Source organism: Rhodobacter maritimus, from assembly GCF_058747975.1.
Map to the genome: position 1 here is coordinate 2,519,353 of NZ_CM179095.1, position 20,979 is coordinate 2,540,331.

At 67.0% G+C, this 20,979-nt stretch carries 19 protein-coding genes and 1 tRNA gene; 9 read left to right on the forward strand and 11 right to left on the reverse strand.

The features are described from left to right. The first annotated feature begins 144 nt into the window (after window positions 1-144). Genes xdhA through AC4PTO_RS12800 form a run of 7 tightly spaced genes read left to right on the forward strand, consistent with a single transcriptional unit; the run spans window position 145 to window position 9,420 of the window. Entirely contained in the window at window positions 145-1,548 is a 1,404-nt protein-coding gene (gene xdhA, locus AC4PTO_RS12770) for a xanthine dehydrogenase small subunit (RefSeq protein ID WP_492729030.1), read from the forward strand. Then, window positions 1,545-3,827 (forward strand): xanthine dehydrogenase molybdopterin binding subunit, encoded by a 2,283-nt coding sequence (xdhB, locus tag AC4PTO_RS12775; RefSeq protein WP_492729032.1) that lies wholly within the window; start codon window positions 1,545-1,547, stop codon window positions 3,825-3,827. The genes xdhA and xdhB overlap by 4 nt, the downstream gene beginning before the upstream one ends. Next, the gene (xdhC, locus tag AC4PTO_RS12780; protein ID WP_492729034.1) at window positions 3,824-4,765 is read left to right on the forward strand and encodes a xanthine dehydrogenase accessory protein XdhC; all 942 of its coding nucleotides are present in this window, start codon (window positions 3,824-3,826) and stop codon (window positions 4,763-4,765) included. The genes xdhB and xdhC overlap by 4 nt, the downstream gene beginning before the upstream one ends. Beyond that, complete coding sequence (locus tag AC4PTO_RS12785) at window positions 4,762-6,285, forward strand: ABC transporter ATP-binding protein (RefSeq protein WP_492729036.1); 1,524 nt, start codon at window positions 4,762-4,764, stop codon at window positions 6,283-6,285. Before xdhC ends, AC4PTO_RS12785 begins: the two co-directional genes overlap by 4 nt. Beyond that, window positions 6,282-7,361, forward strand: a complete 1,080-nt coding sequence (locus tag AC4PTO_RS12790; RefSeq protein ID WP_492729037.1) for an ABC transporter permease — start codon at window positions 6,282-6,284, stop codon at window positions 7,359-7,361. The genes AC4PTO_RS12785 and AC4PTO_RS12790 overlap by 4 nt, the downstream gene beginning before the upstream one ends. Then, the gene (locus AC4PTO_RS12795; RefSeq protein WP_492729039.1) at window positions 7,358-8,290 is read left to right on the forward strand and encodes an ABC transporter permease; all 933 of its coding nucleotides are present in this window, start codon (window positions 7,358-7,360) and stop codon (window positions 8,288-8,290) included. The genes AC4PTO_RS12790 and AC4PTO_RS12795 overlap by 4 nt, the downstream gene beginning before the upstream one ends. A 47-nt stretch (window positions 8,291-8,337) precedes the next feature. After that, the gene (locus AC4PTO_RS12800; RefSeq protein ID WP_492729041.1) at window positions 8,338-9,420 is read left to right on the forward strand and encodes a BMP family ABC transporter substrate-binding protein; all 1,083 of its coding nucleotides are present in this window, start codon (window positions 8,338-8,340) and stop codon (window positions 9,418-9,420) included. Between the two features lie 66 nt (window positions 9,421-9,486). Here AC4PTO_RS12800 and modC read toward each other — a convergent pair whose 3' ends face one another. The 9 genes from modC to mgtE all read right to left on the reverse strand — a co-directional run bounded on the left by modC (window position 9,487) and on the right by mgtE (window position 18,059). Beyond that, window positions 9,487-10,578 (reverse strand): molybdenum ABC transporter ATP-binding protein, encoded by a 1,092-nt coding sequence (gene modC / locus AC4PTO_RS12805; protein ID WP_492729043.1) that lies wholly within the window; start codon window positions 10,576-10,578, stop codon window positions 9,487-9,489. Next, window positions 10,575-11,285: a molybdate ABC transporter permease subunit gene (gene modB, locus AC4PTO_RS12810; protein WP_492729045.1), complete on the reverse strand. Its 711-nt coding sequence runs from the start codon at window positions 11,283-11,285 to the stop codon at window positions 10,575-10,577. The genes modC and modB overlap by 4 nt, the downstream gene beginning before the upstream one ends. After that, window positions 11,285-12,064 carry a molybdate ABC transporter substrate-binding protein gene (gene modA, locus AC4PTO_RS12815; protein WP_492729047.1) on the reverse strand — a complete coding sequence of 260 codons (780 nt, stop codon included), beginning with the start codon at window positions 12,062-12,064 and terminating at the stop codon, window positions 11,285-11,287. Before modA ends, modB begins: the two co-directional genes overlap by 1 nt. Before the next feature lie 138 nt (window positions 12,065-12,202). Next, complete coding sequence (locus AC4PTO_RS12820) at window positions 12,203-12,943, reverse strand: YebC/PmpR family DNA-binding transcriptional regulator (protein ID WP_492729048.1); 741 nt, start codon at window positions 12,941-12,943, stop codon at window positions 12,203-12,205. Window positions 12,944-13,015: 72 nt separating this feature from the next. Then, a complete protein-coding gene (locus AC4PTO_RS12825; protein WP_492729050.1) occupies window positions 13,016-13,372 on the reverse strand; it encodes a hypothetical protein in 357 nt (118 codons plus the stop codon). A gap of 32 nt (window positions 13,373-13,404) precedes the next feature. Continuing rightward, window positions 13,405-15,183, reverse strand: coding sequence for an SLC13 family permease (locus AC4PTO_RS12830; RefSeq protein WP_492729052.1), 1,779 nt, complete (start codon window positions 15,181-15,183; stop codon window positions 13,405-13,407). A gap of 73 nt (window positions 15,184-15,256) precedes the next feature. Beyond that, entirely contained in the window at window positions 15,257-16,072 is an 816-nt protein-coding gene (locus tag AC4PTO_RS12835; RefSeq protein ID WP_492729054.1) for a TIGR00282 family metallophosphoesterase, read from the reverse strand. A gap of 56 nt (window positions 16,073-16,128) precedes the next feature. Next, the gene (locus AC4PTO_RS12840) at window positions 16,129-16,677 is read right to left on the reverse strand and encodes a 5-formyltetrahydrofolate cyclo-ligase (protein WP_492729056.1); all 549 of its coding nucleotides are present in this window, start codon (window positions 16,675-16,677) and stop codon (window positions 16,129-16,131) included. Next, on the reverse strand, window positions 16,674-18,059 hold the full coding sequence (gene mgtE / locus AC4PTO_RS12845; RefSeq protein ID WP_492729058.1) for a magnesium transporter: 1,386 nt from the start codon (window positions 18,057-18,059) through the stop codon (window positions 16,674-16,676). Before mgtE ends, AC4PTO_RS12840 begins: the two co-directional genes overlap by 4 nt. A gap of 124 nt (window positions 18,060-18,183) precedes the next feature. Here mgtE and guaD point away from each other — a divergent pair, with 124 nt between their 5' ends. Continuing rightward, the gene (gene guaD / locus AC4PTO_RS12850; RefSeq protein WP_492729060.1) at window positions 18,184-19,479 is read left to right on the forward strand and encodes a guanine deaminase; all 1,296 of its coding nucleotides are present in this window, start codon (window positions 18,184-18,186) and stop codon (window positions 19,477-19,479) included. Window positions 19,480-19,506: 27 nt separating this feature from the next. Here guaD and AC4PTO_RS12855 read toward each other — a convergent pair whose 3' ends face one another. Continuing rightward, window positions 19,507-19,671 (reverse strand): membrane dipeptidase, encoded by a 165-nt coding sequence (locus AC4PTO_RS12855; protein WP_492729062.1) that lies wholly within the window; start codon window positions 19,669-19,671, stop codon window positions 19,507-19,509. Window positions 19,672-19,750: 79 nt separating this feature from the next. Between AC4PTO_RS12855 and AC4PTO_RS12860 the strand changes: the two genes are divergently transcribed. Next, complete coding sequence (locus tag AC4PTO_RS12860) at window positions 19,751-20,713, forward strand: tyrosine-type recombinase/integrase (protein WP_492729064.1); 963 nt, start codon at window positions 19,751-19,753, stop codon at window positions 20,711-20,713. A 90-nt stretch (window positions 20,714-20,803) separates the two neighbouring features. Here AC4PTO_RS12860 and AC4PTO_RS12865 read toward each other — a convergent pair. Next, window positions 20,804-20,879 (reverse strand) — tRNA-Phe (locus AC4PTO_RS12865). Window positions 20,880-20,979 lie beyond the last annotated feature (100 nt).

A 20,979-nucleotide genomic window follows, 5' to 3' on the forward strand; every position in this document is an offset into this window, starting at 1 on the left:
CCGAGACATGTGGCGGCGAAAAGTCTTGCCAAACCGCCCGGTCCTGCGGTTTCCTGACCAACAGGACAAAAGCCGCGCCCCCGCTTTACGCCGCATCGGGCGGGGCCGCGACGCTCTGGCGAACAGACCGCGGCGGAACACACCATGGACATCACGTTTCTTCTGAACGGAGAAACCACGCATCTGACCGTGACCGACCCCACGCAAACGGTGCTCGACTGGCTGCGCGAGACACGACACCTCACCGGCACGAAAGAGGGCTGCAACGAAGGCGATTGCGGCGCCTGCACGGTAATGCTCAGCGACGCGCACGGCAGCCGGGCGCTCAATGCGTGCCTGCTGTTCCTGCCCCAGATCCACGGCAAGGCGCTGCGCACCGTCGAAGGCATCGCCGCCCCCGACGGCACCCCCCACCCCGTGCAGCAGGCCATGATCGACCAGCATGCAAGCCAGTGCGGCTTCTGCACGCCGGGCATCGTGGTCGCGCTCGCCACCGCGCATCTCAACGCCCGCGACGATCACGACGACATCCTCGCAGGCAACCTGTGTCGCTGCACCGGCTATGCCCCCATCCTGCGGGCCGCACAGGCCGCCCGCGCCGCCCCCCCGCCCGACTGGATGCAGACCGACCGCGCCCGCGCCCCTGATTTCACCAGAGCGGAAATATCCTCGGGGGTGCGGGGGCAAACAGCCCCCGCCTTCGTGCCGCAAGATGCCGACGAACTGGCCGCCTGGTATGCCGAACATCCCGATGCCACGCTGATCGCGGGCGCCACCGACCTGGGGCTCCGGGTGACCAAGGGGCTGCAAGCGCTTGCGCCCGTGGCCTTTCTCGGCCGTTGCCGCGATCTGGCCGGGATCACACAAACCGCCGATGGCATCACCGTCGGCGCGGGCGTCACCATCGCCGATCTGCGCGCGGCCATGAGCGGCCCCCACCCCGCCCTGGCCGAGCTTCTGCGCCGCTTCGCCTCGGAACAGATCCGCCAGGCCGCCACCATCGGCGGCAATATCGCCAACGGCTCGCCCATCGGCGACGGCCCGCCCGCGCTCATCGCGCTCGGCGCGCGGCTGACGCTGCGGCACGGGCCCGAACGGCGCACGCTGCCGCTTGAGGATTTCTTTCTCGACTACCGCAAGCAGGACCGCCGCCCCGGCGAATTCGTGCAGGACATCACCCTGCCCGCGACCGCCCCCGATCTCGCCTGCTACAAACTGTCCAAGCGGTTCGATCAGGACATCTCGGCCGTCTGCGGCTGCTTCGCCATCACCCGCAAGGGCGGAAAAGTCACCGCGGTCCGGATCGCCTTCGGCGGCATGGCGGGCATTCCCAAGCGCGCCCGCACGGTCGAGGCGGCGCTGATCGGCGCCGACTGGTCCGAAGCCACGATCGAGGCCGCCCTGCCCGCTTTCGCCGAAGATTTCTCGCCGCTCAGCGACATGCGCGCCTCGGCCGGCTACCGGCTGGAAACGGCCCGCAACATGCTGCGCCGCTACTGGCGCGACAGCATGGGCGAGACCACCGCCATCCTGGGGGTGCAGCCATGAGCGTGACCCGCCCCCTGCCGCATGATTCCGCGCTTTTGCATGTGACCGGCGCCGCGCGCTATACCGACGATCAGCCGACGCCCGCGGGCACGCTGCACCTGGCCTTCGGCCTCTCGGATGTGGCCCATGGCACGATCACCGCGCTCGACCTCGACGAGGTGCAAAGCAGCCCAGGCGTGGTTGGTGTGCTGCGCGCGGGCGATCTGCCCTTCGCCAACGATGTCTCGCCCTCGGCGCATGACGAACCGCTGCTGGCCACCGGCAAGGTCCATTACATCGGCCAGCCCATCTTTCTGGTGATCGCCGAAAGCCACCGCGCGGCGCGGATCGCGGCCCGCAAGGCCCGCATCGAGATCGCGCCCCTGCCCCCGATCCTGACGATCGACGCGGCCATGCAGGCAAACAGCCGGTTCGAGGACGGCCCGGTGATCTGGGCGCGCGGGGACGCCGCCGCCGCCATCGCCGCCGCCCCGCACCGGATCGAGGGCAGCATCGAGATCGGCGGGCAGGAGCATTTCTACCTCGAGGGCCAGGCCGCCCTTGCCCTGCCCGGCGACGAGGGGATGGTGATCCACTGCTCCTCGCAGCACCCGACCGAGATCCAACACAAGGTGGCCGAGGCGCTTGGCCTTGCGATGCACGACGTGCGCGTGGAAATGCGCCGCATGGGGGGCGGTTTCGGGGGAAAGGAAAGCCAGGGCAACGCGCTTGCCGTGGCAACCGCCGTGGCCGCCCGCCTGACCGGCCGGCCCTGCAAGATGCGCTATGACCGCGACGACGATTTCACGATCACCGGAAAACGCCACGATTTCCGCATCGGCTACCGCGCCGGGCTGGACGGCGACGGCCGGTTACTCGGGGTCGAATTCGTGCAGCTTGCGCGCTGCGGCTGGTCGCAGGATCTCAGCCTGCCAGTGGCCGACCGCGCCATGCTGCATGCCGACAACGCCTATTTCATCCCCAACCTGCGGATCGAAAGCCACCGGCTGCGCACCCATACCCAAAGCGCCACGGCCTTTCGCGGCTTTGGCGGCCCGCAAGGCATGCTGGGGATCGAGCGGGTGATGGACCATGCCGCGCACCGGCTCGGGCTTGACCCGCTGGAATTGCGCCGGCGGAACTTCTACGCCGCGCCGGACAGCCCGGCCCAGCACACCCATTACGGGCAGGAGGTGCGCGATTTCATCCTGTCCCCGCTGATCGCGGAACTGGAGAAAACCAGCGAATATGCCCGCCGAAAGGCCGAAATTGCCGATTGGAACAGCAAGAACCGGACATTGAAGCGCGGGATCGCCCTCACCCCGGTCAAGTTCGGCATCTCGTTCACGCTGACCCATCTCAATCAGGCCGGCGCCCTGGTGCATGTCTATCAGGACGGTTCGGTCGTGCTCAATCACGGCGGAACCGAGATGGGCCAGGGCCTGCACCGCAAGATGACTCAGGTGGCCGCCTCCGCCTTCGGCCTGCCGGTGGAGCGCGTGCGCGTCACCGCAAGTGACACGAGCAAGGTGCCCAACACCTCGGCCACGGCGGCAAGTTCGGGGGCGGACATGAACGGCATGGCGGTCAAGGCCGCCTGCGACACGATCCGCACGCGCATCGCGGAGTTTCTGGCCAGACGCGAGCGCTGCGACCCGCAGGAGGTGCATTTCCAGGACGGCCGCGTCTTTGCAGGCTTGGCCGAGATGCGCTTCGACGAGGCGGTGCAGGCCGCCTATCAGGCGCGGGTCAGCCTGTCCTCCACCGGCTTCTATGCCACCCCGAAGATCGCCTGGGACAGGGTGGCAGGGCGCGGCCGGCCGTTTCTCTACTTTGCCTATGGCGCGGCGGTCAGCGAGGTCGTCATCGACACGCTGACCGGCGAGAACCGCATCCTGCGCGCCGACATCGTGCACGATGCGGGCACCAGCCTGAACCCCGCCATTGACATCGGCCAGATCGAGGGCGGCTATGTCCAGGGCGCGGGCTGGCTGACCACGGAAGAGCTGGTCTGGGACGACAGCGGACGGCTGCGCACGCATGCGCCCTCGACCTACAAGATCCCCGCCTGCGCGGACCGGCCGCGCATCTTCAACGTCGCGCTCTGGCCCGAGGCGAACCGCGAAGAGACGATCTACCGCTCCAAGGCGGTGGGAGAGCCGCCGCTGATGCTGGCCAATTCGGTGCTCATGGCGCTGTCGGCGGCCTGCGCGGCCTGCGGGCCGCATTATCCCGACCTGCGCGCCCCCGCCACCCCCGAGGCGATCCTGGCCGCGATTCACCGCGCGGAGGGCACATGAGCCTGTCCCCCGATCTGCTTGCAAAGGCCGCGCGCCGGGGCGCGTTCGTGCGCGTGCTGGTCGCGGGCACGCAGGGCTCCGCGCCGCGCGAGGCGGGAGCGGAAATGCTGGTCTGGCCGGACGGGACCGAGGGCACGATCGGCGGCGGCCACCTGGAATGGGCCGCGATCGAGACCGCACGGCGCGCAACGCTTCCGCGCATCGAACGCATCGCGCTTGGCCCCGCGCTTGGCCAGTGCTGCGGGGGCGCGGTCACGCTGGTGATGGAACGGTTCGACGCGCAAGCCGTGGGTGCCATTCCCCCCGGCTTTCACGCCCGCCGCATCGAGGGCCCGGAACGGATGCCCCCGGCCGCCGAACGCGCCCTTGCGGCCATGCGGCGGCAGGGGATGGCGGCGCCCGTCCTTGTGGATGGCTGGTTGATCGAGGCGGTCGCGGCTGCGCCCATGCCGGTCTGGATCTGGGGCGCGGGCCATGTCGGGCGCGCCATCGCGGGCGTTCTTGCGCCGCTTCCGGGCTTTGCGATCCACTGGATCGACACCGACCCGGCACGGTTTCCCGATGATGATCCGGGCACCACGCGGCTGATGGCGCAATCGCCCGAAACGCTTGTGCCGCTTGCCCCGCGCGATGCCGCGCATCTTGTCCTGACCTATTCGCATGCGCTGGATCTGGAACTGTGTCACCGGATCCTGTTGCACGGATCGCGTTTTCTTGGCCTGATCGGCTCGGCCACCAAGCGCGAGCGATTCCGCCGCCGATTGCGCCTTCTGGGTCATCAGGGCGACGATATCGCGCATCTGATTTGCCCAATCGGAGAACCGGCGCTTGGAAAGCATCCGCAGGCCATTGCTGTCGGCGCCGTCGCCGCGCTACTGAAAGAACAGAATGCGGCCCGCACGGAACGCGCCGCCACCAAGGGGAGACGTGCCGTTTGACTGGGGATGAAACGCTGCTTGCGGTCGACGGGCTGACCAAGGCCTATCCGGGTGTCGTGGCCAATGACGGGGTCAGCTTTTCCGTCGCTCCGGGCGAGGTTCACGCGCTTCTGGGTGAAAACGGCGCGGGGAAATCCACGCTGGTCAAGATGATCTACGGCCTCGTGCGGCCCGATCAGGGCACGATGCGCTTTCGCGGCGCCCCCTATGCCCCGGCCGAGCCGCGCGCCGCGCGCGCCGCGGGCGTTGCCATGGTGTTCCAGCATTTCTCGCTGTTCGAGGCGCTGAACGTGGCCGAGAACGTGGCGCTTGGCATGGAGAACCCGCCGCCCATGCGCACGCTTGGGCAGCGCATCCGCGAGGTTTCGCAGACCTACGGGCTGCCGCTCGATCCCGACCGCCTGGTGGGCGATCTGTCGGCCGGCGAGCGTCAGCGGGTCGAGATCATCCGCTGCCTGCTGCAAGACCCCAGGCTGCTCATCATGGACGAACCGACCAGCGTGCTGACCCCGCAAGAGGTGGCGATCCTGTTTCACACCCTTCGCAAGCTCTCGTCCGAGGGCACGGCAATCCTTTACATCTCTCACAAGCTTGAAGAGATCCGCGCGCTTTGCGATCACGCGACCATCCTGCGCGGCGGCCGCGTGGTGGGCAGTTGCATCCCGCGCGAAAAGACCGCCCGCGAGCTGGCCGAGATGATGGTCGGCGCCGAGCTGCAACTGACCGACCGCGCCGGGCGCACCGCCGGAGAGGTGGCGCTGGAGGTCGCAGGGCTGAGCCTTGCACCGCTGTCGCCCTTCGGGCCCTCGCTCAAGGATGTGGGGTTCGAGCTGCGCATGGGCGAGATCCTCGGGATCGGCGGGGTCGCGGGCAACGGACAAGAAGAACTGCTGGCCGCCCTCTCGGGCGAGCGGCCGACGGCCCCCGGAACGGTCATGCTGGGGGGGGCGGATATCGCGGCACTTGGCCCCAACCCGCGCCGCGCGCTTGGAATTCTGGCCGCGCCCGAGGAACGGCTGGGCCATGCCGCCGTGCCGGACATGAGCCTGACGGAAAACGCCATCCTGACCGGCAGCGTGCGCAAGCCGCTGACGAAGAACGGCTTCATCGACATGGCCGCCGCCCGCGGCTTCGCCGACGAGATCATCCGCGCCTTCGATGTCCGCACGCCGGGCGCACATGTCGCGGCGCGCGCGCTTTCGGGCGGGAACCTGCAAAAATACGTCATCGGCCGCGAGGTTCTGCAAGAGCCGCGCGTGCTGATCGTCAACCAGCCCACCTGGGGGGTGGATGCCGCCGCCGCCGCCGCGATCCGCCAGGCGCTGCTGGACCTGGCCGCGCGCGGCGCGGCGGTGATCGCCATCAGTCAGGACCTTGACGAGCTGCTGGAGATTTCGGATCGTTTCGCCGCCCTGAACGAAGGGCGCCTGTCCGCGCCGCGTGAAACCGCGGCCCTGACGCTGGAAGAGATCGGCCTGATGCTTGGCGGGGCCCATGGCATGCAGGAGGCCGCGCTATGATCACCCTGGTCAAACGCCCCGCCCCCTCGCGTCTGTGGGCATGGTCGACGCCGCTTCTGGCCGTTCTGGCCACGATGATCGCGGGTGGGGTGTTGTTCGCCCTGCTGGGCAAGAACCCGTTCGAGGCGATCCGCACGATCTTCTGGGACCCGCTTTTCGGCCCCAACGCCGCCTATTTCCGGGGCCAGCTTCTGGTCAAGGCGGGGCCGCTGATCCTGATCGCCTCGGGGCTGGCGGTGGGGTTCCGGGCGGGCGTGTGGAATATCGGGGCCGAGGGGCAATATGTCATCGGCGCGATCTGCGGCGCCTCGGTGGCGCTTGCCGCCTATCCGGCCGAAAGCGGGCTTCTGTTTCCCGCGATGGTGCTGGCCGCGGCGATCGGGGGCTGGGCCTGGGGGATGATCCCGGCGGTCCTGAAGAACCGTTTCGGGGTGTCCGAGATTCTCGTGTCGCTGATGCTGGTCTATGTGGCCGAGAACCTTCTGGCCTACATGGCCTTCGGGCCGCTGAAGAACCCGCAAGGCTTCGGCTTTCCCGGCTCGCGCAACCTGCAACAATATCCGGCCGCGCATAACCCCGAACTGATCGCCGGGACGGGGATGCACTGGGGCGTCGTGGCGGCCCTTCTGGCGGTTGCGGGCGCCTATGTGCTGATGCATCGCCACATCGCGGGGTTCCGCATCCGCGTCGCGGGCGAGGCCCCCCGCGCGGCGCGTTTCTCGGGCGTGGTGCCCGCGCGGCTGGTGGCGTTCTGCCTTGGGCTTTCGGGCACGCTCGCGGGGCTTGCGGGCCTGTTCGAGGTGGCCGGCCCCGCCGGCCAGATCACCGACAGCTTCAACGCGGGCTACGGCTTTACCGCGATCATCGTGGCCTTTCTGGGCCGGCTGCACCCGATCGGCATCCTGCTGGCGGGGCTTCTGATGGCGCTGACCTATATCGGCGGGGACATGGCGCAGCTGATGCTGCAACTGCCCGCCGCCGCGATCCAGGTGTTCCAGGGGATGCTTCTGTTCTTCCTTCTGGGCTTCGATTTCCTGACCAATTACAGCATCCGCATCCGGGGGGCGCTCGCATGATCATCGGCGGCATCGACATCATCGCGCTTGTCGCCACGCTCATGGCGGCCTCGACCCCGGTGCTTCTGGCCGCCACGGGCGAGCTGGTGGCCGAGAAGTCGGGCGTGCTGAACCTGGGCGTCGAGGGGATGATGATCATGGGCGCGGTCGGCGGTTTCGCCGCCGCCGTCAGCACCGGAAGCCCGGTCCTGGGCTTTGCGGCCGGCGCGGTCGCGGGCGCGGTCCTGGCGCTTCTGTTCGCCTTTCTCACGCAGGTTCTCTTGTCCAACCAGGTGGCCACGGGGCTTGCGCTGACCCTGTTCGGCCTTGGCCTTTCCGCGCTGATCGGCAAGGGGTTCGAGGGCATCCGCCCGCCCCCCACCGCCAAGGTGCCCTTCGGCCCGCTGGCCGAGATCCCGGGCCTTGGGCGCATCCTGTTCTCGCATGACTGGATGGTCTACTTCTCGCTCTTGCTGGTGGCGGCAACCTGGGCCTTCCTGCGCCATTCGCGCGCCGGGCTGATCCTGCGCGCGGTCGGCGAAAGCCATGACGCGGCGCATGCGCTTGGCTATCGGGTGGTGGCGGTGCGGATCGGCGCGCTTGCCTTCGGGGGCGCACTTGCCGGGCTTGGCGGCGCCTATCTCAGCCTTGTGCGCGTGCCGCAATGGACCGAAGGCATGACCGCGGGCGCCGGCTGGATCGCCCTTGCGATCGTGGTCTTCGCAAGCTGGCGGGCCGAACGGGTGCTGCTTGGCGCCTATCTGTTCGGCGGCATCACGGCGGCACAGTTGCAGTTGCAGGCCGCGGGCTATGCCATTCCCGTGCATCTTCTGTCGATGGCGCCCTTCGTCGTCACCATCGTGGCGCTCGTGCTGATCACGGCGCTGCACCGCCAGGGATCGCAGGCCGCACCGGCCAGCCTTGGCCGCGCCTTCCACGCCTCAAGCTGAGGCAGGATTACCGCCCCAACACGGGGCCCAACCAACGGGGAGTTCCCATGAACCGCAGATCCTTTCTGACCACCACCGCCGCAACGGCCCTCATTGCCGCCGCCTCCGGCCTGCCCGCCCTGGCGCAGGAACCGCTGAAGGTGGGCTTCATCTATGTCGGGCCGGTGGGGGATATGGGCTGGTCCTACCAGCACGACCTGGGCCGCAAGGCGATCGAGGAGGCCTATGGTGAAAAGGTCGTCACCTCTTACGTCGAATCCGTGCCCGAAGGCCCCGACGCCGAACGCGTGCTGACCCAGATGGCGCTGGAAGGCAACAAGCTGATCTTCGCAACCTCGTTCGGCTTCATGGATTCGGTGATGAATGTCGCCGCGAAATTCCCCGACGTGAAATTCGAACATGCCACCGGCTACAAGCGCGCCGACAACGTGGCCACCTATGACGCGCGCTTCTACGAAGGCCGCGCCGTGATCGGCACCATCGCGGGCCGGATGACCAAATCGAACAAGATCGGCTATATCGGCTCGTTCCCGATCCCCGAGGTGGTGCAGGGCATCAACTCAAGCTTCATCCATGCCCGCAAGGTCAACCCCGATGTCGAGATGAAGGTGGTCTGGGCCTATACCTGGTTCGACCCGGCGAAGGAGGCCGACGCCGCCGCCGCCCTGATCGCCGAAGGCGTGGACGTGATCCTGCAACATACCGATTCCACCGCCCCGCAGGCCAAGGCGCAGGAAGCCGGGGTCTACACCTTCGGCCAGGCCTCAGACATGTCGGCCTTTGCGCCCACGCCGCGGCTGTCCTCGATCATCGACAACTGGGCGCCCTATTACGTCGAGCGGGTCGGCCTGATGCTGGAGGGCAAGTGGGAATCGACCGCCGCCTGGAACGGCATCGCCGGGGGCGAGGTCGAAATCGGCGAGATCACCGAAGCCGTGCCCGCCGAGGTGAAGGCCGAGGCCGAGGCGCTGCGCGACAAGATCGGCGCGGGCGAATACCACCCCTTCACCGGCCCGCTGAACAAGCAGGACGGTTCGGCCTGGCTGGCCGATGGCGAAGTGGCCACCGACGAGATGCTGTCGGGCATGAACTTCTATGTCGAGGGCATCACGGCCGAACTGCCGCAATAAGCGCGGGCCGAACGGTTGGAAAAGGGCCGGGTTTCCCCGGCCCTTTTTCGTTCCCGCCTGCGGGTCTCAGGCCCCGCCCCGGCCCACATCCTCGGGGGCGACGGCCACGGATTTCAGGATCGCGTGGCATTCCGCGCCCGGCACCAACCCCAATGCCTGCACCGAGCGGCGGGTCAGCCCGGCCAGCACCGTGCCCGCCGGGGTGCGGATCGACACGATCGCGCCATGGCTGTCGCCGGGGCGGACCTCTTGCACCACGCCGGGCAGGATGTTGAGCGCCGAAAGCCCCTCGGGGCGCGCGCGCGATATCAGAACCTCATGCGCCGCGATGCGCACGCGCAGGCGCGCGCCCGGCGCGGCGGCCACCTGCGGAAGAAACAGCGGCACCCCGCCGGCATCGGCCTCGCTCAGCCCGTCAGGGTGATGCGCGACCAGCCGCGCCTCGAGAACGGCGCCGGCGCCGCGCACCCCGACCGGGGTGACGGCCGGATCGCCCAGAACCTCGGTCGCGCTGCCCTGACGCAGGACGCGCCCGTCCTGCAACGCCACCACCGTGGTGGCCAGCCGTGCCACCTCGGCCGCGGAATGGCTGACGTAAAGGATCGGCACCGAGACCTCGTCGCGCAGCCGCTCGAAATAGGGCATGATCTCGGCCTTGCGCTCATCGTCCAGCGCGGCCAGGGGTTCATCCGCCAGGATCAGCCGGGGCGCGGCCAGCAGCGCGCGGCCGATGGCGACACGGCTTTTCTCGCCCCCCGACAGCAGCGCGGGGCGACGGTCGAGCAGATGGCCGATACCCAGCATCTCGACCACGCGGCCGAAATCCTCGCGCGCGGCGCCGCGCGGCGCGAACCACGCGCCGTAGCGCAGGTTCTGGCGCACGCTCAGATGCGGGAACAGCCGCGCTTCCTGAAAGATGCAGCCCAACCGGCGGCGATACGGCGGCAGCCAGCGATGCGCGGCGGTGTCGAACAGGACCCAGTCACCCGCCGCGACGCGGCCCTCATCGGGGCGCAGAAGGCCGGCGACGGCGCTGATGATCGCGGTCTTTCCCGCGCCCGAGCGGCCGAACAGGACGGTCACGCCGGGCGGCGCCTCGAAATCCACATTAAGGGTGAAGGCGCCGAAGGAATGGCGCAGGCGCACCGAAAGCGTCATGTGCCCGCCACCCGTCTGGCCACCCGCCGCGCAAGGATCTCGGACAGAAGCAGCGCCGCCATCGCAATCACGACCGAAACCGCCACCAGCCGCCCGGCGGCCTCGGTGCCGCCCGGAACCTGAAGGAAGGAATAGATCGCCGAGGGGATCGTCTGAGTCTGGCCGGGAATGTTCGACACGAAGGTGATCGTGGCGCCGAATTCGCCCATCGCCTTGGCAAAGGCCAAGACCGCACCCGCGATGATGCCCGGCAGGATCAGGGGCAGCGTGACCGTAACAAAGACCCAGATGCGCGAGGCACCAAGTGTGCCCGCCGCCTGTTCAAGCCGCGGGTCCACCGCCTCGATCGCAAGGCGCACGGCGCGCACCATCAGCGGAAAGGCCATCACCGCCGCGGCAAGCGCAGCCCCCGTCCAGCGGAACGAAAGCACGATGCCGAAGACCGTTTCCAGAAACCCGCCGATCGGGCCGCGCCGACCAAAGCCCAGCAGCAGCAGATAGCCCGTCACGACCGGCGGCAGGATCAGCGGCAGATGCACCACCCCGTTCAGCAGCTGCTTGCCCGGAAAATTGCCGCGTGCCAGAAGATAGGCCACCAGAATGCCGAAAGGCAGGCTGAGAAACGTCGCCCAGAACGACACGCGGAGTGACAAGCGCACCGCCTGCCACTCTGCCGGACCCAGGATGCCAGTCAGCGTTTCCCACATCAGTCAAATACCGTGAAACCCTCGTCCAGCCAGATCGCACGCGCGCCGGGCGTACCGAGATAGCCAAGGAATTCCTCGGCCACGGGGCTTTGGCTTTGCGCGGTCACGGCGGCCGGGTAGACGATCGGCGCATGGGTCTCGGCGGGGAAGGTGCCGATCACGGTGACATTCTCCGAGGCGGCGGCATCGGTCGCATAGACGATCCCGAAAGGCGCCTCGCCCTGTTCGACAAGGGTCAGCGCGGCGCGCACGTTATCCCCCTGCGCAACCTTCGCCTCGACGCTGTCCCACAGCCCAAGCGCGGTAAGCGCGGCCTTGCCATAGACCCCCGCGGGCACGGAATCGACCAGCGCCATCGCCATCCGCCCATCCCCCAGAAGCGCGGACAGATCGAGGTCGGGGCCGATCTCGACCGGCGCGGCCCCGGTGCCATGCGCGATCAGGACCAATGTATTGCCCAGCAGGTCGCGGCGGGTCTCGGGGCGGATCTCGCCCCCGGTCTCCAGCGCATCCATCCAGTCGGTGCTGGCGGAGATGAAGATATCGGCCGGGGCGCCCTGTTCGATCTGGCGGGCAAGTGCGGAAGAACCGGCATAGGAAATCGTCGTGGTGTTGCCGGTTTCGGCGGTCCATTCCGCCGCGATCCGGTCAAGCGCGGTGCCAAGGCTGGCGGCGGCGAACACGGTCACGTCCTCGGCCGCCGCGCGCAGCGGCAGTGCCAGAACGGTGACGGCCGCGAGTGCCGCGAAGAACGAGGGGCGAAGCAGGCGGGATTGCATGGCGATCTCCATCAGTATGTTCGGCAGAACATATCGCCCGCCGCACCGCCCGAGGCAAGCGTTATTTTCCATCGGATATATCCGGAACGGAAAAGGCCCCGCGCCGGCGGGGCCCCGTCCTTTCTGCTGCGCGGCGGCTTACAGCTGCGCGGCAACGTCTTCGGGAACGTCGAAATTATGCGTCACTTCCTGCACGTCATCGTCCTCTTCAAGCAGGTCGATCAGCTTCATCAGCTTCTGCGCGGTCTCGAGGTCGACCTCAGTGCGGACCTGGGGCTTCCAGATGAGCTTCGATTCGCGGCTTTCGCCAAGCTCTTTCTCCAGCGCATCGGACACGTCCGAAAGGCTTTCCATCGCGCAGTAGATGTAATGGCCCTCTTCGTCGCTTTCGACATCGTCGGCGCCCGCATCCAGCGCGGCCATCATTACCGTATCGGCATCCGCGGCCTCAGCCGGGTAGCTGATCTCGCCCACGCGGTCGAACCCGTGGCTGACCGAGCCGGTCTGGCCAAGGTTGCCACCCGCCTTGGTGAAATAGCTGCGCACATTCGATGCGGTGCGGTTGATATTGTCGGTCATCGCCTCGACGATGACGGCGATGCCGTTGGGGCCGTAGCCTTCATAGCGGATCTCGGTATAGTCCGCCGCATCGCCGCCCAGCGATTTCTTGATCGCGCGTTCGATCACGTCCTTCGGCATCGACTGGGCCTTGGCCGCCTTGACCGCAAGGCGCAGGCGCGGGTTCTTGTCGGGGTCCGGGTCACCCATCTTCGCGGCGACGGTGATTTCCTTCGCCAGCTTCGAGAACATCTTGGAGCGGAGCTTGTCCTGCTTGCCCTTGCGATGCTGGATGTTTGCCCATTTGGAATGGCCTGCCATGTGCCCTCTCAGTCGAAATTCGCTTGATCCCGGCCTCTATATGCCAGCGACCCACCCTGCCGCAAGCGCCGCTCAGCGTCCGCCCGACCAATCGCCAAGCGGGCCCTGGCGGGCATCGGGCGTGCGGTAGCTGTCCCGCCAGCCGCTTGCATCGCCAAGCGTGATCGTGGCGTAGGGCGCAAACAGCCCCCCGAGGGCGCGCAGATGGCTTTCCTGTTCGACCGTCACCGCATAGTCCAGCGGATGGGCGCAATCGGGCAACCGCCCCGCAGGCACCTGCCGGAAGTCCGCCCGGCACATCACCCCGTCCGTGAAGATCACTACAAGCCGGTCCCCGGCAAGCTGCACGATATCGGGGCGTGCACCCGGCACGGGGCCGCCGCATGCCACCAGCACAAGCAGCCCGGCAAGCGCAAGCAGATGTTTCATGATCGCACCTTCGTGTTGGACGGCCGCCCGTCTTACAGCGGCCAGAACAGGGGGATGATAAGGCAGGCGGTGATCCCCGTCACGATATCCATCGGAATCCCCAGACGCAGGAAATCCGAGAACCGGTAGCCGCCGGGGCCATAGACCATCATATGCGTCTGATAGCCGATCGGCGTGGCAAAGGCCACCGAGGCCGAGAACATCACCGCAATCGCAAAGGGCCGCGGGTCCAGCCCGAGCGCGAGCGCAAGCTGGATGGCGATCGGCGTATAGATCACCGCCACCGCGTTGTTCGACAGGAACTCGGTCATAACGAGCCCCAGGAAATACACCGCGAACAGCGCCGCAAGCGGCGGCAGCTGCCCCAGATGCGGGGCCACCAGATCGACGATCAGCTGCACCGAGCCGGAATGATCCAGCGCCTCGCCGACCACCAGCATGGAAAAGATCATCGCCAGCAGGCGGCCGTCGACGAAGGTGAAGGCCTCGTCCGCGTCGATGCAGCGGGTCGACAGGATCACCGCCACCGCCACCATCGCCAGAAGCATGATCGGCGCCACGTCCAGCGCGGCCAGCCCCACGACCGACAGAAGCGCCGCCACCGCGATCGGCATGTGGCTGCGCCGGAACGCCCGCATCGCCGGCTTGGAGACATCGACAAGATCCATGTCCGCGGCCAGGCGGGCGATATCCTCCGGCGCGCCTTCCAGAAGCAGCGTATCGCCCACCACCACGACCAGATCGTCAAGCTGGCGGCCGATATTCTGGTTGCGGCGATGCGCGGCCAGAACATAGACCCCGTAGCGACGCCGCAGGCGCAACTCTCCCAAAGAGCGGCCGACCATCCGGCAGCCGGGCGAGATCAGCACCTCGACGGTTTCGGTCTGCACCGAGCTGAGCTTGTCCACCATGCGCAGGTCGGGATTGGCCTGCATGCCCAGAAGCTCGGTCATCTCGGTCCGCAGCACCACGCGGTCGCCCGCCTCGATCGCGGTATTGGGCAGGTCGCGGCGCAACGAGGCATCGCCGCGCAGCACGTCGATCAGGCGCACCCCGTCACGGCGGAACACGTCGATCTCCTGCACCTTCTGGCCGATCAGCGCCGAACCTTCGGGAATGGCGACCTCGGTGAAATATTTCATCTTCGGCCGGTCGCCCAGCAGGAAGGACATGGATTGCCGTTCGGGCACGAGGTGCCTGGCGAAAAGCGCCATGAAGACCGAGCCGACCAGACAGATCGCAATGCCGACCGGCGCGATCTCGAAGATCGAGAACGGCTCCAGCCCGTCTTTGCGCACGACGCCGTCGACAAGGATGTTGGTCGAGGTGCCCAGCAGCGTGATCATGCCGCCCATCACCGTGAAATAGGACAGCGGCATCAAGAGCCGAGAGGGCGAGACATTCAGTCGCCGCGCAACCTGGATGAAGATCGGGATCATCACGGCGACGACGGGCGTGTTGTTCATCACCGCCGAGGACACCATCACCAGCCCGAACATCATCACCAGCGTCACATGCGGCCGGGTCGAGATATGGCTTTCGGCAAAGCGCGTCATCCGGTCAAGCGCGCCGGTGCGCACCAGCGCCCCCATGATCAGGAACATGAAAGCGATAGTCCAGGGCGCCGAGTTCGACAGTGCCGCCGTTGCCGTGCTGTAGGGCACGAAGCCCAGAACCAGCATCACCGCCGCGCCCGACATCGCCACGACCTCGGGCGGCACGCGTTCGCGCAGGAACATCACGAACATACCCAAAACGATCAGCAGCGCTGCAACAGCCGTGCCCGTGGCGGAAAGATGCAGGTCGATCATGGGCCCTCTGCGGCGGATTGGGTTATCGCAGCGATACTATCCTGCCCGCGCACGGGCACAAGAACCAAGCCGCTCAGTTCGGTGCAGACGGCATGAGCCGCCCCCCCACGCGCACCGGCTGGCAGCGCAGCGCCTTTCCGGTGCGATCGTCGGTTTCCACATAAAGGCCCGACAGCGTGGCTTCGCCGGCGGCGGGGGTGAAGCGTTCGCGCGCCATGCCGGTTATGAAGCGCCGCATCGGCTCGGCCCGCTCCATCCCGATGACCGAGTGGTAATCGCCGCACATGCCCGCATCGGTCAGATAGGCGGTGCCGCCCGGCAGCACCATCGCATCGGCGGTCGGCACGTGGGTATGCGTGCCCACCACGACCGAGGCGCGCCCGTCGCACCAATGCCCCATCGCCATCTTCTCCGAGGTCGCCTCGCAATGCACATCGACAAGGATCGCCTGCGCAAGGCCCCCCAGGGGGTGGGCCCGCAGGACCGTATCCACCGCCGAGAAGGGATCGTCGAAGGGTCGTTTCATGAAGACCTGGCCCAGCACCTGCGTCACCAGGACCTTGCGCCCGCGCTGGTCGGAAAACAGGCGCGCGCCCTTGCCCGGCGCCTCCTTGGCATAGTTCAGCGGGCGGATGATCCGCGGCTCGGTGTCGATGAAGCGCATCATGTCCTTCTGGTCGAAGGCATGATCGCCAAGCGTGACGCAATCGGCCCCCGCCTCAAGGATCAGGCGCGCGTGATCGGCCGTCAGCCCCGCCCCGGCCGAGGCGTTCTCACCGTTGACCACGACGAAATCCAGCCCCCAATCCGCGCGCAGCTTCGCCAGCTGCCCGCTGATCGCCGCGCGCCCGGCGCGGCCCATGACATCGCCCAGAAAAAGTAGCTTCATGACCGCAGGCTTAGGCCCTGAACGCCGCAAGGGCAAGGAAAAGCCGACCGGCCGGGCTACGGCACAAGGCAGCCGTGCTCGGTCACGATCAGGTCGAGCGGCTGATCGATCGGCTCGGTCGGAACGCGGCCGACCTCTTGCGCGGCAAAGGCGAAGCCGATGGCCGTGACCGGCCCCGCGGCGCGCAAGCCTTCCAGCGTGCGGTCATAGAACCCGCCGCCATAGCCCAGCCGGAAGCCGCGCCGGTCGAAGGCCAGAAGCGGCACGATCAGCACGCGCGGCACCAGAAGATCCCCTGCCTCGGGGATCAGCGCGCCGAATTCGCCCGGCACCATCCGCGCCGTGGGCGTCCAGCGGCGAAACACCAGGGGAAGGCCCGCCCCCGTGATCACCGGCACGCAGACCGGCCCCTCATGCGCGCCCATCGCCCAAAGCGGGTCGATCTCGGTGCGCATCGGCATGTATCCGGCCAGCACCTGCCCCTGATAGGGGGCAAGCACCTCGGCCAGCCGCTCGATCCCGCCCCGCGGACGCGCGGCGAACGCGGCCTTGCGCGCGGCGAACGCGGCGCGGCGGGCCGCGGCCTTCTCTTCAGGTAGGCTCATAGCAGCACCGCCGCGGCCAGCCCCAGAAAGGCGAAGAAGCCCACCACATCGGTGACGGTCGTGACGAATGTGCCCGAGGCAAGCGCCGGGTCCGCGCCCATCTTCTCAAGCGTCAGGGGCACGATGATCCCGGCAAGGGCCGCTACGAACAGGTTGATGACCATTGCCAGACCGATCACCAGCCCCAGCTCGGCCTGCCCGAACCAGACCCAGGCCACGCAGCCCATGACCACGGCGAAGGCGATGCCGTTGAACAGCCCCACCACCGCCTCGCGGCGCACCACGCGCCAGACGTTCGATTCAGTGAGGTTCTTGGTGGCAAGCGCGCGCACCGCGACGGTCAGCGTCTGCGTGCCCGCATTGCCCCCCATCGAGGCCACGATCGGCATCAGAACCGCAAGCGCCACCAGCCGTTCGATCGTGCCCTCGAACAGCGCGATCACGCCCGAGGCCAGGATCGCCGTCAGCAGATTGACGAATAGCCAGGGCAGCCGCTGCCGGCTGGTTTCCAGAACCGTGTCCGAGATCGCGCTGTCCTCGCCCACGCCAGCCAGACGCAGGATGTCTTCCTCGTGCTCCTCGTCCAGGACCGACATGGCATCGTCGATGGTGATCACACCCACAAGCCGGTCATCGTCATCCACGACCGCGGCCGAAATCAGGTGGTACTGGTTGAAGGCATAGGCCACGTCGGCCTCTTCCTGATAGACCGAGATGGTGCGGAAGCTTTCTTCCTGAATTTCGGTCAGCGCCGTCTTGCGCGTGGCCGACAAAAGCCGCCCCAGCGTGACATACCCCACCGGATGATGCGCAGGATCCACCAGAATGACGTGATAGAACTGGTCAGGCAGCCATTCCTCGGCGCGCAGGAAATCGATGGTTTCGCCCACGGTCCAGTGCTCGGGGGCGGTCACCACCTCGCGCTGCATCAGGCGGCCGGCCGAATATTCGGGATAGGTCAGAGACTGCTCGACGGCCGCACGGTCGGATTCCTCGAGCGCGCCGAGAATGGCTTCCTGCTGCGGCTCTTCCAGATCCTCGATCAGGTCGACCACATCGTCGGAATCAAGCTCGCGGACCGCTTCGGCCAGAACGTCGCGCGGCAGCGCCTCGATCACCTCTTCGCGGATCGATTCGTCGATCTCCGACAGGATCTCGCCGTCGATCTCGCGGCCCCACAGGCGCAACAGTTCGCGCCGCTCGGACCCACCGATCTGTTCGAGAAGGTCGGCAATGTCGGCCGCGTGCAACGGTTCCAGAAGCTCGGTCAGGCGCGCGGCGTCCTGCGCCTCGATGGCGTCGAGGACCTGATCGACGACATCGCCGTCAAGCCGGTAGTCCTCTTCCTCGCGCGCCTCGTCTTCCGTCCGTTCTTCGACCATCCTGCACCCCGCCTGCAATCGCCAGACACCTTACCCGAGCGCCCCGGTGGAATACAGGGGCCGAAGGGAATTTACCTTGTTCGCGCCCCCCTCTAGCATGGCCGCGTGACGGAAAGGAGACCGTATGCCGGAACTGTTGCTTGGGCAGGTGATCGCCTTCACCGACGACCCCTTCGTTGCCGGGCCGGCAGCGGCGCGCCATCTGGTGCGTGGCGCGGTTCTGCTGGAGAACCGGCAGATCCTCCGCGTGGCCGAGGCAGACAGCCTGCGCGCGGAATATCCGCATGCCCGGCTGCACGACTACGGATCGGCGCTGATCTCGGCCGGGTTCGTCGATGCCCATGTGCACTACCCCCAGACCGGCATCATCGCCAGCTGGGGCAAGCGGCTGATCGACTGGCTGAACAGCTACACTTTCCCCGAAGAGATGCGCTTCGACGATCCGGCCTATGCCGCGCAGATCGCCGCGCGCTATTTCGACCTCGCGCTTGCGCACGGCACCACCTCGATGTGCAGCTATTGCACGATCCATCCCGAAAGCGTGGAGGCCTTCTTCGCCGAGGCGCAGCGCCGCGGGATGCGCGCCCTGGCCGGCAAGACCTGCATGGACCGCGACACCGCCCCCGCGGGCCTGCGCGATACCGCGCAATCGGCCCATGACGACAGCCTGCGCCTGCTGCGGAAATGGCACGGGCGCGACCGGCTGGGCTATGTCATCACGCCGCGGTTCTCGCCCACCTCGACGCCCGCTCAGCTCGAGGCGCTTGGCGCGCTTTGGGCCGCGCATCCCGATTGCCTGATGCAGACCCATCTGAGCGAGCAGCCCGACGAGATCGAATGGGTGCGCGCGCTTTACCCCTCGGCGCGGGACTATCTGGACACCTACGAGGCCCACGGCCTGCTGGGCGCGAACGGCGTCTATGGCCATGCCATCCACCTTGAGCCGCGCGAACGCGACCGGCTGCGCGACCATGGCGCGGCCCTTGTGCATTGTCCGACATCGAACACCTTCATCGGATCAGGCCTGTTCGACATGGCCGGGCTGATGGCCGAGGGGCAGCGCATCGGCCTTGCCACCGATACCGGGGGCGGCTCGTCCTTCTCGATGCTGCGCACGATGGCGGCGGCCTATGAGGTCGCGCAGTTGCGCCACAATCCTCTGCACCCCGCGCAGCTTTGGTGGCTGGCAACCGTCGGCGCGGCGCGCGCGCTGCGGATCGACGCGCAGGTGGGCAATATCGCGCCCGGAATGGAGGCCGATCTGATCGTTCTCGACCTGCATTCGACACCCGCCATCGCGCAGCGCGCCGAACGTGCGGAAAGCTTCTGGGAAGAGCTGTTCCCGACCATCATGATGGGCGACGACCGGGCGATCAGCGCCGTCTGGATCAACGGGCGACCAGTCCGCACCAGACCCTGATCGCCCCGAAAGAATCTTGCGTCGGCGCTATACAGTCCAGACCCGGTCAAGAAGCGCGACCCAGTTCTCGCCCATGACCCGACGGATCTTCGTCTCGGACCAGCCCGCGCGCTGCATCGCGGCGGTTAGGTTGGGGAAATCCGCTATAGATTCAAGGCCATCGGGGAATTCAACCTTCCAGATCTCGGTCAACTGGCGGGCATAGCCCTTGTCACGATTGAGGTATTCAAAGAACTTCGCCCCGTACCGGCACGGCGGCGGGAAGATCCGGTTGCGCGGCCCGGTCGGATCCCCCGAATTCCTCACCGACTACCGCCGCGCCGCCGCCGGGCCGAAGGTGACGAGGGGCGGCGACAAGCGACCCGGCCGGGTGATCCCGAAGAGTCTCCGCTGGCTCTGCGTCGAATACTTCAAAAGCGCCATGTTCGCGGAACTGGACGCGCGTACCCAGAAGGTGCGCCGCTCGATCCTGGAACGCGCCTGCCAGATCAAGGATCGCGGCGACCACCCTTATTCGCTTCTGATGCCCCGTCACCTTCGCAAGTGGCGCGACGAGATGATGGACCGGCCCGAGGCTGCCAACGGCATGTTGAAGGCTGCGCGGCAACTCTACAAATTCGCTGTGCGGTACGATCACCACGACCGGAATCCGGCTGCCGAAGTCGAATACCTTTCGAGCAAGAATCCCGAAGGCTTCCATTCTTGGACCTTGGCCGAGATCGAGGCATTCGAGGAAAAGCACCCGGTCGGCACGACCGCCCGCCTTGCCTTGGCCCTCGCCCTATACACCGGGCAGCGCCGATCCGATCTGGTTCTATTCGGGCGCCAGCATATCCGCGACGGATGGCTGATCTTCACTCAGCACAAGAACCGCAACACGAACCCGGTGCGGATGGAGATCCCGGTGATCCCGGAACTGCAAAAGATCATTGACGCCACCCCGACCGGCGACCTGACCTTCCTTCAAACGGCGTTCAACCGCCCCTTTACCTCGAACGGATTCGGCAATCGCTTCCGCAAGTGGTGCGACGAGGCGAAGCTGAGTCAGTGCTCCGTTCACGGGCTGCGCAAGGCGGCCGCCGCCCGCCTTGCGGAACTGGGCTGTACCGAACAGGAAATCATGGCGATTACCGGGCACCGGACCTCGAAAGAAGTGACGCGATACACCCGCGCCGCCCGCCAAAAGACTCGTGCCGAAAGCGCCCTGAAGCGCATGTCAGGAGAACAAAAGTAAGACAAAAGTGTCCCACTTTTCCCGACCATGGCAAACGGTGGGACAATTTTGCCGCTTAACCACTTGATATGTAAGGAGAAAAAATTTGAGTGGTGCCCAGAGCCGGAATCGAACCAGCGACACGCGGATTTTCAATCCGCTGCTCTACCAACTGAGCTATCTGGGCACCGGGCCTTACCGGCGTTGGTGGAGGGTTACTAGACGAGGGTGGTGGGGCTGTCCAGAGTGTTTTTAGGCTGATCTCTGGAATTCTGGTGCGCCCCGGC

What these genes read in the sequence shown, in the direction of transcription:
- xdhA (WP_492729030.1), top strand. Translation starts at nt 145, where the DNA reads ATGGACATCACGTTTCTTCTGAACGGAGAAACCACGCATCTGACCGTG.
- xdhB (WP_492729032.1), top strand. Translation starts at nt 1,545, where the DNA reads ATGAGCGTGACCCGCCCCCTGCCGCATGATTCCGCGCTTTTGCATGTG.
- xdhC (WP_492729034.1), top strand. Translation starts at nt 3,824, where the DNA reads ATGAGCCTGTCCCCCGATCTGCTTGCAAAGGCCGCGCGCCGGGGCGCG.
- AC4PTO_RS12790 (WP_492729037.1), top strand. Translation starts at nt 6,282, where the DNA reads ATGATCACCCTGGTCAAACGCCCCGCCCCCTCGCGTCTGTGGGCATGG.
- AC4PTO_RS12795 (WP_492729039.1), top strand. Translation starts at nt 7,358, where the DNA reads ATGATCATCGGCGGCATCGACATCATCGCGCTTGTCGCCACGCTCATG.
- AC4PTO_RS12800 (WP_492729041.1), top strand. Translation starts at nt 8,338, where the DNA reads ATGAACCGCAGATCCTTTCTGACCACCACCGCCGCAACGGCCCTCATT.
- modC (WP_492729043.1), bottom strand. Translation starts at nt 10,578, where the DNA reads ATGACGCTTTCGGTGCGCCTGCGCCATTCCTTCGGCGCCTTCACCCTT.
- modB (WP_492729045.1), bottom strand. Translation starts at nt 11,285, where the DNA reads ATGTGGGAAACGCTGACTGGCATCCTGGGTCCGGCAGAGTGGCAGGCG.
- modA (WP_492729047.1), bottom strand. Translation starts at nt 12,064, where the DNA reads ATGCAATCCCGCCTGCTTCGCCCCTCGTTCTTCGCGGCACTCGCGGCC.
- AC4PTO_RS12820 (WP_492729048.1), bottom strand. Translation starts at nt 12,943, where the DNA reads ATGGCAGGCCATTCCAAATGGGCAAACATCCAGCATCGCAAGGGCAAG.
- AC4PTO_RS12825 (WP_492729050.1), bottom strand. Translation starts at nt 13,372, where the DNA reads ATGAAACATCTGCTTGCGCTTGCCGGGCTGCTTGTGCTGGTGGCATGC.
- AC4PTO_RS12830 (WP_492729052.1), bottom strand. Translation starts at nt 15,183, where the DNA reads ATGATCGACCTGCATCTTTCCGCCACGGGCACGGCTGTTGCAGCGCTG.
- AC4PTO_RS12835 (WP_492729054.1), bottom strand. Translation starts at nt 16,072, where the DNA reads ATGAAGCTACTTTTTCTGGGCGATGTCATGGGCCGCGCCGGGCGCGCG.
- AC4PTO_RS12840 (WP_492729056.1), bottom strand. Translation starts at nt 16,677, where the DNA reads ATGAGCCTACCTGAAGAGAAGGCCGCGGCCCGCCGCGCCGCGTTCGCC.
- mgtE (WP_492729058.1), bottom strand. Translation starts at nt 18,059, where the DNA reads ATGGTCGAAGAACGGACGGAAGACGAGGCGCGCGAGGAAGAGGACTAC.
- guaD (WP_492729060.1), top strand. Translation starts at nt 18,184, where the DNA reads ATGCCGGAACTGTTGCTTGGGCAGGTGATCGCCTTCACCGACGACCCC.